Source organism: Lawsonibacter sp. (genome assembly GCF_022777125.1).
GTDB lineage: Bacteria > Bacillota > Clostridia > Oscillospirales > Oscillospiraceae > Lawsonibacter_A > Lawsonibacter_A hominis.
Genome location: NZ_JALFGV010000110.1, coordinates 1 through 11,885, shown reverse-complemented (window position 1 = coordinate 11,885; position 11,885 = coordinate 1). Strand labels below are relative to the sequence as shown.

Annotated in this window: 10 protein-coding genes; 9 read left to right on the top strand and 1 reads right to left on the bottom strand. The window is 59.8% G+C overall.

The window, feature by feature from the left end:
- From MR825_RS09530 to MR825_RS09515, 4 genes are all read left to right on the top strand, one after another.
- On the top strand, positions 1-2,050 hold a 2,050-nt coding region (locus MR825_RS09530), incomplete at its 5' end, for a pyruvate formate lyase family protein (RefSeq protein ID WP_287880411.1).
- A 92-nt stretch (positions 2,051-2,142) separates the two neighbouring features.
- Complete coding sequence (locus MR825_RS09525; RefSeq protein WP_186906264.1) at positions 2,143-4,527, top strand: glycyl radical protein; 2,385 nt, start codon at positions 2,143-2,145, stop codon at positions 4,525-4,527.
- Positions 4,528-4,552: 25 nt separating this feature from the next.
- Positions 4,553-5,467 (top strand): glycyl-radical enzyme activating protein, encoded by a 915-nt coding sequence (locus MR825_RS09520; RefSeq protein WP_287880408.1) that lies wholly within the window; start codon positions 4,553-4,555, stop codon positions 5,465-5,467.
- A gap of 14 nt (positions 5,468-5,481) precedes the next feature.
- Positions 5,482-6,786, top strand: coding sequence for an MFS transporter (locus MR825_RS09515; RefSeq protein WP_186906262.1), 1,305 nt, complete (start codon positions 5,482-5,484; stop codon positions 6,784-6,786).
- 57 nt (positions 6,787-6,843) lie between these two features.
- Here the strand turns inward: MR825_RS09515 and MR825_RS09510 are convergent, their stop codons facing one another.
- Positions 6,844-7,434: a TetR/AcrR family transcriptional regulator gene (locus tag MR825_RS09510; protein WP_186906261.1), complete on the bottom strand. Its 591-nt coding sequence runs from the start codon at positions 7,432-7,434 to the stop codon at positions 6,844-6,846.
- 214 nt (positions 7,435-7,648) lie between these two features.
- Here MR825_RS09510 and MR825_RS09505 point away from each other — a divergent pair, with 214 nt between their 5' ends.
- From MR825_RS09505 to MR825_RS09485, 5 genes are all read left to right on the top strand, one after another.
- The gene (locus MR825_RS09505; RefSeq protein ID WP_287880404.1) at positions 7,649-8,971 is read left to right on the top strand and encodes a pyruvate formate lyase family protein; all 1,323 of its coding nucleotides are present in this window, start codon (positions 7,649-7,651) and stop codon (positions 8,969-8,971) included.
- Positions 8,935-9,147, top strand: coding sequence for a hypothetical protein (locus MR825_RS09500; RefSeq protein WP_287880401.1), 213 nt, complete (start codon positions 8,935-8,937; stop codon positions 9,145-9,147). Before MR825_RS09505 ends, MR825_RS09500 begins: the two co-directional genes overlap by 37 nt.
- A gap of 14 nt (positions 9,148-9,161) precedes the next feature.
- A complete protein-coding gene (locus tag MR825_RS09495; RefSeq protein WP_186906255.1) occupies positions 9,162-9,866 on the top strand; it encodes an ABC transporter ATP-binding protein in 705 nt (234 codons plus the stop codon).
- Positions 9,867-9,962: 96 nt separating this feature from the next.
- Positions 9,963-11,468 (top strand): sigma-54 interaction domain-containing protein, encoded by a 1,506-nt coding sequence (locus MR825_RS09490; RefSeq protein WP_186906254.1) that lies wholly within the window; start codon positions 9,963-9,965, stop codon positions 11,466-11,468.
- Positions 11,465-11,885 (top strand): MBL fold metallo-hydrolase (locus MR825_RS09485; RefSeq protein ID WP_287880400.1); only part of this gene is annotated, 421 nt, incomplete at its 3' end. The genes MR825_RS09490 and MR825_RS09485, both read left to right, overlap by 4 nt.

Sequence of the window (11,885 nt, the reverse complement as noted above, 5' to 3'; positions counted from 1 at the left end):
TCTGAGCCGGGAGGAACTGGATATCCTGCACGAATATCTGCCCTATTGGAGAGGAAAGGCTGCCTTTGAGCACTGGCAGGCCAAGGTACCGCCGGAGTATCAGCGGCTGGACCACATCATGGTAGCCACCGGCGGCTATGCGGAAAACGGTCACCACTGGGCCCATACGGCGGCGGACTATGAAAAGCTGCTGAGGGTGGGCAGTCTGGGACTGATCGCTGAGGCGGAGGAAAAAATCGCCGCGCTGGATTATACCGACCCCACCGCCCAGGACCGCCGTCAGTTTTACCTGGCGGTACAAGTGGTGCACCGGGGCCTGATCCGCTTTGCTCAACGGTACGCCGAGCTGGCGGAGCGTCTGGCGGCGGAGGAGAGCGACCCTGTCCGCAAAGCGGAGCTGGAGCGTATCTCTGTGACCTGCCGAAAGGTGCCCGCTCGGCCTGCGGATGATCTGTTTGAAGCCGTCCAGTCCTGCTGGCTGCTGTACGTGGCCCTCATGATCGAGGGTTGGGGCGCAGGACCCACCCTGGGCCGGGCGGACCAATACCTGTATCCCTTCTACCAAAAGGACAAGGCGGCCGGGCGCACCACGGATGCGCAGGTCCACGAGCTGTTTTCCCTCATCTTTATCAAGATGAACGGCGGGATCAACCTGCAAAGCTATGTGGTGGCGGACGGCAAGGGCGGGCACCCCACCATGCAGAGCCTCTGTGTGGGCGGGATCACGCCGGACGGCCGGGACGCGGTCAACGAACTGAGCTATCTCTTCCTGTCCGCCGAGGGCGACGTGGGCCTGGGCGCGGAGGACATGATGGTGCGTATCAACCGCCTGAACCCCAATTCCTATGTGAAGCACGCCCTGGAGACCGCCAAAAAGCTGGGCGGAAAGCTGAAATTTGTCAGCGACGATACCAGTATCCAGTCCATGCTCTATCTGGGAGTACCGCTGGAAAAGGCGCGGGACTATATCTCCACTGGCTGCCACAATCCAACGGTACCCCACTACTCCCGCAACACCGGCGGCGGAGCCATGAATGCGGGCCTGGCCCTGGAGCTGGCGCTGAACAACGGTGTGGGCCGTATTCGAAAGGAACGGCTGGGGCCCGAAACTGGGGATCCGAGGGACTTCGCCGGCTTTGAACAGCTGCTGGAAGCCTTTGAGATCCAGCTCAAAGCGGGCCTGCGGCTTCAGATGGTGAACAAGCATGCAGACTTTGCCTCCTTTGGAGAATACCCCTGCGTGCTGCTCTCCTCCATGTATGATCCCTGCATGGAACGGGGGGTGGACGACTATAACGGCGGTACCGCCCCCCACATCACCTTTGCCCTGGGCATGATCGGAATACCCAACGTGGCCGACGCTCTGGCCGCGGTGAAAAAAGTGGTCTTTGAGGAGAAGAAGTACACCATGGCGGAACTCGTCGACGCACTGGACCGTAACTTCGAGGGTTATGAAGGCCTGCTCCATCAACTGGAGAAAGCGCCGAAGTTCGGTAACGACGACGATTATGTGGATCTGATCGCCAAGCGCATTCTCTCCGACGCAGGGGATTATGTGGCCCAGTTCCATACCCACTACGGCGCCAAGTTTGCCACCGCTTGCTTCGCCATGACCACCAACGTCATGTTCGGCCGCCTTGTGGGTGCGCTGCCCGATGGCCGGAAGGCCGGACTGCCTCTGTCGGAGGGCGGTATCTCGCCTTACCAGGGGCGCAACATCAGCGGCGCGCCGGCCACCATGCGGTCGGTGGCCAAGCTGGACCAGGTCAAACTGGCTCTGGGTTCCATCCTGAATATGCGCATCGATCCCGACGCGGTGAAGAACGACGAGAAGATGGACCGCATGGTCTCCCTGCTGCGCACCTTCTGTGAGACGGGGGGCAACCTGGTACAGTTCAACTTTGCCAGCAACGCGATGCTCCGGGCTGCCCAGAAGGACCCGGATCAGTACCGGGACCTGTTGGTACGGGTAGCCACTTATTCCGCTTTCTTTGTGGAGCTGGGGCCGGAGACCCAGGAGGATATCATCAACCGCAACGAGCTGGAGTAATCCAATCTCTCAGGTGCGCCTGGAGCGTTCCCGGGCGCGCCTGAGAGAACAACATTCGGCGCATGCCAACCAATGGCAAAAGGAGAATCACTATGAACGTAATACTTTCCCCATCCCGCCTGGAACGGATCGAGATGCTGCGGCAGAACATGCTGGTGGAGCCCCAGGTCTGTGTGGAAAAGGCTTTGTATACCACTGAATCCTTCCGCAGTACCGAGGGCGCGCCCATCGAGTACCGCCGGGCCAGGGCGCTGGACCATGTGCTTACTCACCTGACGGTGGGCATCGGCCCGGGCGAGCTCTTTGTGGGCCGGCCCACCGGAAAGGTTCGCGGCGGCCCCCTGAGTCCCGAAGTAAACTCCACCTGGTACACCAAGGAGATGGATACCTTCCACACCCGGGAACAGGAGAACTATGCCGAAGTGCCTGAGGCGGACAAACAGATCATTCGCGACTGCTGCGCGTACTGGCACGGCAAGTCCCTGTTCGACCACTGGCAGGCGGCGGTGCCCGACGATATGAAGTTTGCAAACGGCCCCATCATCGGCGGCGGCGGCTTCTGCCTGAACACCCAATACTACGGCCACATTTCAACGGACTTTGGCAAAATGCTGGAGAAGGGCGTGCTGGGCCTGTATGAGGAGATCGACAAGACCATCCAGAGCCTGGGCACGTTCGGCGACGTGGAGAACTTCACCAAGGAGCAGTATCTGCGCGCCATGAGGATCTCCCTGGGCGCAGTGGTGAAATTTGCCCACCGCTATGCCGATTTGGCCGAGCAGATGGCATCCGGAGAGGCCGACGCCCAGCGAAAGGCCGAGTTGGAGCGGATCGCCGAGACCTGCCGCTGGGTGCCCGAGCACCCGCCCCGCACGCTGTACGAGGCTATTCAGTCCACGTGGTTCACCTATGTGGCCCTGAACAACGAGGCATGGGGCGCCGGCCCGTCGCTGTCCCGGGTGGACCAATACCTGTACCCCTTCTACCAGGCCGACAAGGCGGCCGGACGGATCACCGACGAAGATGCGCTGGAGTATCTGGCCTGCTTTCTCATCAAACAGAACGGCCAATTCACCGTCTATTCCACCCCGGCGGCCAAGATCTACGGCGGTTTGTGCTGCCGTCTGGGCAACACCATCGGCGGCCTGAAGCCCGACGGCACCACCGCCGTGAATGAGCTGTCCTATCTGATGCTGGAGGCCGCCCGCTTTGGCCTAACCGAGGACATCATGGTCCTCACCGGCCAGGATACCCCACAGGATTTCCTGGTCGAGGCGGTGGAGACGGCCAAGATCCTCCGTGGAAAGATGAAGTTCATCGGTCACGACGTGCTGGTCCGGCAGATGCTGCACGACGGCCGGCCCCTTGAGATCGCCCGCGGGTGCGCCATCACCGGCTGCAATTCCCCCTCGGTGCCGGGCTGGTCCCTGGACCTGCCCGGCGGCATGATCAACCTGCCGCTGATCTTTGACCTGGCGCTCCACGACGGCTATTCTCCCCGGCTGGGCAGGCAGATGGGGCCCCATACCGGAGATGCCCGCACCTTCACCTGCTTCAAGCAGGTCTACGACGCCTTCAAGGAGCAGTTCCGTTTCTTCGTGCCCTATATGCACCTCTATAAAAACATGGATAAAAAGATGTTTGCCGATTATTCCCCCTGTCCTCTCCAGTCTGCTATGATGCAGGGCTGCATTGAGAAGGCCACCGACATCACCCGGGGCGCTATGTATCCCTACATGTCCTACTCCATGTCCCTTTCCGGCGCGCCCAACATCGGCGACAGCCTGTGCACCATCAAAAAGCTGATCTTTGAGGACGGAACGTATACCATGGCGCAGCTCATGGACGCGCTGGACCGCAACTTCGAGGGCGACGAAGCAATGCTTCACCAGATCCAGCGCCTGCCGAAGTTCGGCAACGACGAGCCCTATGTGGACCAGCTGGTGGACGATGTGCTGGCCTTTACCAGCGGTGAGATCGAGAAGATCCCCGGCTTCTATGGGGCCAAGTCCACCTGTGCCGCCGCCACCATTACCGGCAATATCCCTATGGGTGCGGACGTGGGCGCCCTGCCCGACGGCCGCCTGGCGGGCGAGCCCATTGCCGAGGGCGGCATCTCCCCCCACCAGGGCCGCAATACCAGCGGCATCACCGCTACCATGGCCTCAGTAGCCAAGCTGGATCCCATGAACTTCCGCCACGGCTCGGTGCTCAATATCCGCATCGACCCCGACGCGGTGAAAGACCGCAGCAAGCTGGAAAAGCTGGCGATGCTGGTGCGCAGCTTCCACGCCATGGGCGGCTATCTGGTGCAGTTCAATATCGTCAGCACCGACACCCTGCGCCAGGCACAGAAACATCCCGAGCAGTATAAGGACCTGCTGGTACGGGTCTCCACCTATTCCGCCTACTTCGTGGAGTTGAGCGAGCAGCTCCAGAACGACATCATCGCCCGGCTGAGCTTTGGCTCGGTATGATCAGCCGGGGAGGGAGAGATGACTGATGAGCGAGACAGCCAGAGGATTGATCTTCAACAAGGTACAGGGCTCTTTTGTCGACGGGTGGGGCATCCGTACCACCATTTTTCTGAAGGGCTGCCCTCTGACGTGCAAATGGTGCTGTAATCCCGAGGGGCAGTCCTTTGCACCGGTTTTAAAGGTGACCTGCGACAAATGCGACGGCTGCGGCCGGTGTGAGAGCCTCTGTCCCCAAAAGGCGCTGACAGTGCGGGATGGGATCGTGGTCGTGGACCGAAGAGCCTGCGACGTATGCGGCCAGTGCGCCGATTTCTGCTGGACCGGGGCGCTGGAGCCTTTCGGGCGATACTACACCGTGGATGAGATGTTTCAGTTCCTCCAGCGGGACGCGGCCTTTTACACGTCCTCCGGCGGCGGCGTCACGATCGGCGGCGGCGAAGCGACCTGGCACCCCGGTTTCGTCCTGCCGCTGATGGAGAAGCTACATGCCGCGGGTATCCACGTGGCCATCGATACCTGCGGCTACGTGGATACGCCCGAGGGACTGCAGGTGCTGAAGAACGCAGACCTGCTGTTGTTCGACATCAAGGGCATGGACCCGGCGCGCCATCTGGAGAATACCGGCGTATCCAACGAATTGATCTGGCGCAATCTACGCATGCTGGGGGACATGGGCAAAGACATCATCATCCGCATGCCCATCATTCCCGGCTATACCGACGATGACGGGGAGATCCGCCAAGCGGCGGAGGAGCTGTCCAAGATCCGCTCCATCCGGCGGGTGGATATCCTGCCCGTGCATCAGTTCGGGCGGGTGAAGTACGACCAGATCGGCATGGAGTACACGGTGGACCCGACGCTGACCATCCCGGAGGAGCGCCAGCAGGCCATCAAAGCCCTGTTTGAGGGCTACGGCTTCAAGACACAAATCGGGGGATAAGGAGACAGGAGATCGTGAGGAAATCAGGGAGCCTGGCAAAGGATACACGGAGCAATTTTGGCCTGACCCACTGGCTGGTCATCCTGCTGCTGATGGCCTTCGGCTATTTTGCAAATGGAAGTATGAACGACGGCCTGAATACCTATGTGGGCCTGTTCACCGGGCGCTACGGCTGGACCTCGGCCCAACTGCTCACCTATTCCACCTACGCGGGCTGGGCATCCATCCTGGTCATCATCGCCTATACCCAGTTTGCCCGGCGCAGGGGGGCGCGCATGACCGCTATCGTGGCTATGACCGTGGCCGCTGCGGGCATGTTCCTATGGGCGCGGGTGACCACCCAGGCCATGTACTTTGTATCGGTCCTGCTTCTGGTCTCCTCCTCCAGCGCGATCATGGTCATCCGGGATACCACGCTGAACAACTGGTTTCCCACCAAAAAGGGCCTGGCCCTGGGGTGGGCTACCATGGGCCCGCTGATCGGCACCGCCACCATCCTGCCGCTCATTAACTGGGCGGGGGAGACGTTCGGCTTCACCGGCCACTTCGACGTGATCGCCGTCGGCTTTGTGACGCTGCTGCTCCTCTCCATCTTCTGGTTTCGGGATAACCCGGAGGACAAGGGCTGTTTCCCAGACAACGACCGCACGATGACCCGGGAAAAGGCGCTGGAGCTCCACCGGCGCGGCCTGCGCTACAGTGCCACCAGCCCCTGGACCACCGCAAGGCTGCTGCGCACCCGGCAGGTCTGGCAGATCGGCGTGGGCGTGGGCGGGCTGAACATGCTCATTGGAAATGCGGTTATGAGCCAGCTTATCCCCACCATCATGTCTTATGGGTTTGACAAAAAGCAGGCGTTGCTGATGATGAGCATACTGGCGCTCTGTGCTGTGCCGCTGAGCTATCTGTTCGGCCTGCTGGACGCCAAATTCGGCACCCGGATTACCGTCATCTGCTTTTTCGCCTGGTCCTTTCTGGCTCTTTTGTTCATGGTGCTGCCCGGTCGCTGGACGGTATACGTATCGGTCTTCATGATCGGCGGCTATATCGGCGGCTCCGGCAACATTATGGGAGCAATGACCACTACCGTGTTCGGCCGTTATGATTTTTCACGGGCCTTCTCGGTGATCTATCCCATGTGCGTGGCGGTGCGCTCCTGTGCCTATACGCTCGTCGGTACTTTGAGCACTGCAACAGGCGGCTATTTTGTCCCCTATCTGGTGCTGATGAGCGTGGCGGTGCTGGGCATGCTCAACGCCGTCTGTATGGATGACCGGCTGATCGGCCGCAACTATATCTCAGACAAAGAGTCGGATTGACAAAAAGGCCGGCGGCGGCACATGCCGCCGCCGGTCCTGTCTGATCCGGGATAGGAATTAAGCAGAGATTCCGCATAATTCGATGCCGATATAGAGGTTCATGCGCTGTAACAGATCATAGCCGCCCGCATGCAGGCACCAGTCATAAATGACTCCTTTGGCCCCTACGAACAGGTGCGTGGTAAGCTCACGGGGGGAAAATTGTTCTGTAATTTCACCAGAGGATTGCCCGGCCTGTATTAAGCGTGTAATCTCCAGAACAGAGGGATCGTCGGGAGCGTCGCCGAGGGCGCAGAAGCTGGGATTGAGCCAGGCCTGCAGTACGCCAAGGTCGATTTCCTGATGGCATTGTGCAAAAAAAAGCAGGAATTGGCGCAAGTCTTCCCGCGCAGAACCGCCGGATGGATGAGCGCGGACATAGCTGCTGACTTTTCCCGTGATCTCAGACATGACAATCTCAAATACTGCGCCCTTGGAACTGAAATGGTGGTAAAACCCTCCGACGGAAACATCTGCTTTCTTGCAGATGTCCTCAATCGTTACGTTGTGATAGCCCTTTTTCTGAAACAGAGACAAAGCTGCTTTTGCAATTTTTTGTTTGGAACGGTTGGCCTGTTTCTGGCGATCTGACATTGCTTTTCTAGGCATTTCGCATGCGCCCCTTCCTTGGCTAAGTAAGAATGCTTATTTATTGATCGTTTTTATTAAGCTAGCATGTTTTTGGAACCTTGTCAATAAAAAGCGAGAAACTGTTGCAATTCAATGGGTTTACAAATCGGATTGACAAAGAAGCATGATTATGATAGCATAAATTTACCGAGCAAATTCGGCGAATATATTTTGTCATTCTGGAGGAGTAAAAATGAGTCTGACACCGCGCACGGCAACCATGAGGGCCAAAATGGTGACGACCCCGGCAATCTGTGTGGAACGACTGAAGTACATGACGCAATCCTACCGTGAGACGGAGTGCGAGCCGGAACTGATCCGCAGGGCCAAGGCACTGGCGTGCATCTTGGCGCATATGAGTATTCGAATCGACGAAGGAGAACTCTTTGTCGGAAACTTTACAAGTAAGGTGCGGGGCGGAGCGGTTTTGCCGGAGATCAAGGGACAATGGCTTCTGGATGAGCGGGATACCCTCACGACCCGCCCGTTTGACCGTTACGCCCCGCTGTCAGAGGAAGAATGGGCGGTGCTGGAAGAGGCTCTGCCGTACTGGCGGGATAAGGAACTTTGCGCCAGGCATATGGCACGGCTGCCGGAATACGCGCTGAAGGTAAACTATAAACTGACTGCAACTGCCGGATTTTGTGAAAACGGACACCATTGGGCCCACTGTGCCGTGGATTTTGTCAAGCTGCTGACCTGTGGGGCGAAGGGAGTGTTGGAAGAAGCGGAGGAGCAGCTGCATGGAATCGATTGTGCGCAGATGGGACAACTGGAGCGATACCACTTCTTCCGTGCGGTCCAGATTGCGTTAAACGCCATGATCGCCTATGCAGAGCGGTATGCTGTGCTGGCAGAGCAGAAGGCAGCGCACGAAGAAAATCCGCAGCGCAGGCAAGAACTGCTGGAGATTGCACGCAATTGCCGGTATGTCCCCGCCAATCCGGCCCGCACCTTCCGAGAGGCCCTTCAGTCCATGTGGATATTGTATGTCTGTCTCACCCAGGAGGGGTGGGGGGCAGGCATGACCCTGGGGCGGCTGGATCAGCTGCTCTATCCCTACTACAAACGTGATCTCGAAGCCGGCATTCTGACCCGGGACGAAGCGAAGGAACTGCTGACGCTGCTCTTGATCCAGATGAACGGCGCGGTGAACCTGCAAAGCTATGTAGTGGCCGACGGCAAGGGTGGACATCCCATTATGCAGGGGATTACCATCGGCGGGGTCACTCCCGATGGCCGGGATGCGGTCAATGATGTGACCTATCTGTTGCTGGAGGCTGAGCGGGATGTAGGACTGAGTTCGGAGGACCTGGTGGTGCGCATCAACCGGCTCAATCCGGAACGGTATGTGGTCAAGGCTGTGGAGGTGGCACGGCATCTCCATGGAAAGCTCAAATTTGTCAGTGACGATACCAGTATACAATCCATGCTTTGCCTAAGGCCGACCTGCTGCTGCTGGACGAGCCGGCCTCGGGCATGGACCGGGAGGGCTACCGGCTGCTGGACGGCGTGATTGCACGGCTGCTCGATATGGGCAAGACCATACTGTTGGTGGAACATAACATGGAATTTGTTCAGGCCGTCGCCCGTAAGGTCGTCTTTCTGCATCGCGGTCAGGTCCTGGCGCAAGGTACCATGGAAGAGATCCGCAGCGACAAACAGCTGACCGAGATCTATTTCGGATATTGAGGGGGGTGCTGGCATTGCTGGAGATCGAAGCGCTGAGCGTCTCTTATGGAAAGCGGGAGGTCCTCTCCCGGGTGTCCCTTTCGGTGAAGGAGGGAGAAGTGCTGGCCGTGCTGGGCCACAACGGCGCGGGTAAGACCACGCTGCTCAAGAGCGTGGTGAGTCTGGTGCGGGCCGAGAGCGGTGGAATCCACCTGGACGGCACACAGTTGTGCAACACGTCGCCGCGTACGGCCGCTGAGGCGGGAGTACGCCTGCTCCCATCGGAATTTCGGGGCATCTTCAGTTCACGCACGGTGCTGGATAACCTGAAAATTGCGATGCCCGCCCGGATGGGGCGGGACAAGGCACGGCAGGAACAGGAGATCGCCTATTGCCTGGAGATATTTCCGGACTTGCGTCAAAAGCTGAAGCAGCCCGCCGGAAGTCTGTCCGGCGGGCAGCAGCAGATGGTGGCCATGGCGGTGGCGCTGATGGGTCGGCCGCGGGTACTGCTGCTGGACGAGCCCTCCATCGGCCTGTCGCCCAATCTGGTGCAGCGGCTGCTGGATGAGGTACGCCGTCTGTCGGACAGCCAGGGCCTGGCGGCTATCCTGGTGGAACAGAACGCCAACGTGGCGCTGCGCATCGCGGATCGGGTAGCCGCCCTTCGCACCGGGACCATCATCCGCGAGGCGCCGGCCGGCCAGGTCACGCAGGAGCAGCTTTGGGACCTGTTCTGAGCGGAGGGCCGGTAAATGAATTTGGGGGGAGAAAAGCGGCGCTTTTTGTGCTATAATAGGCCCTGCTTTCAATACGCTTTGAAGGAGGGCCGTCCTGTGCAGGAAAACAATTGGGAAAAGACGCTGGAACAGTTGAAGCAGGAGCTGAAGGAGACGGGGGACGCTGCCCGGCTGGGCCGGTTGGAGCAGCTGGAGCGGGAATTTCAGCAGGCACTGTCCGAACGCGTGGATATCCGGGAATTTTGTGAGAATTCCGGGCAGGCGCTCTGCATCACCGATGGACAGGGCCATATCACCTACATGAACGACCTGTACGCCCAGGAGACCCGCCTGCGGGCCAGCGAGGCGCTGGGCAAGCCAGAGCCGTTTCAGGAACCAATCAGCCTCCAGGTCATGGAACGGCAGCAGGCGGTGACCTTCGGCAACGACGGCAGCCGCCTGGAGCTGAGCAACGGCCGTATCGTCTCCGGCGTGCCTATCTTTGGCCCAGACGGAGAACTGCGGCACATCGTCATTACCCTCAGCACGGAGGAGCTGATCTATCAGCGCTACCGGGAACTGCGCAAGCTGATGAATAAAAAGGAGTCGGTACGCATCGTCGAGGGGGAGGACGCCCTCCAGAGCCTGCTGGGTAAAAATCCGGCCATCCGGGAGATCCGCAGCCTGATCCGCAAGGCTGCGCCCACAGATGCCACCATCCTGATCACCGGAGAGTCCGGCTCCGGCAAGGAGGTGGTGGCGGACTGCATCTATGGCATGAGCCGGCGCAAGGACAAGCCCTTCGTGAAGATCAATTGCGCGGCCATCCCACCCAATCTGCTGGAGGCGGAGCTTTTCGGCTATGAGAGAGGGGCCTTTACCGGGGCCAACGCCCGGAAGATCGGCCTGTTCGAGGTGGCCAACCATGGGACTATTCTGCTGGATGAGATCGGAGACTTTCCGCTGGAGCTGCAGCCCAAGCTGCTGCGGGTGCTTCAGCAGGGGGAGCTCTACCGGATCGGATGCAGCACCCCTGTCAAGCTGGACGTGCGCGTCATTGCCGCCACCAACGCCAATCTGAAGTACCGGATGCAGGAGGGGACCTTCCGGGAGGACTTGTACTATCGGCTCAGCGTGTTCCCCGTGCGGGTGCCGCCCCTGCGGGAGCGGAGGGAGGACATCCTGGGCTTGGCCAACTACTTTCTGGAGATGTATGGGAAAAAGTACAGCCGCGCGGTAACGCTGCCGACGGATATCTGCCGGGTGCTGGAGCAGTATGACTGGCCGGGCAACGTCCGGGAGATGCAGAATGTGATTGAGTATTATGTCATCTGCTCGGAGGAGGGCAATGAAATGAGCCTGGAGCAGCTGGCGCGGGTGCTCCAGTTCAGCCAGCAGGATACGCCGACGGGCTCCCGCCTGCATCCGGCCGGGGAATCGCCAGCCGCCGGCGGGACGCTATTCGAACTGCGGGACAACTATGAAAAACAGCTGATTCAGGATGCCCTGCGGCAGACCAGCAGCGCCCGCCAGGCGGCACGAATGCTGGGAATTTTCCCATCCTCGCTCTACCGCAAGGCACAGAAGTACAACATCCATCTGGCAGAGGAGGAGATCGAATGAACCCCTACCGGATCGTGGAGATGGGAAACGGCGTTACGGCGATAGAAGAAGGGGCTGTGCGCATGTTCCTGGTCCGGGGAAAAACGCGCGCGGCGCTGATTGACACCGGCTTCGGCGGCGGAGCGCTGATGCGCCAGGTGGAGGAACTCTGGCCGGGGCCTTTGACGGTGGTGAATACCCATGGCCATATGGACCATGTGGGAGCCAACAGGCAGTTTGCGCAGGTGCTGGCCCATCCAGCAGACTGGCCGGAGATCTGCCGGAACAGCGGATGCGGCGCGGAGCATCTGCGTCCGCTGCAGGCGGGGGACCGGCTGGAGCTGGGACAAAGGACGCTGGAGGTGCGGGAGACCCCGGGCCATACGCCGGGCAGCATCGTCTTGCTGGAGCGGGACAGGCGGCTGTTGTTCGGCGGAG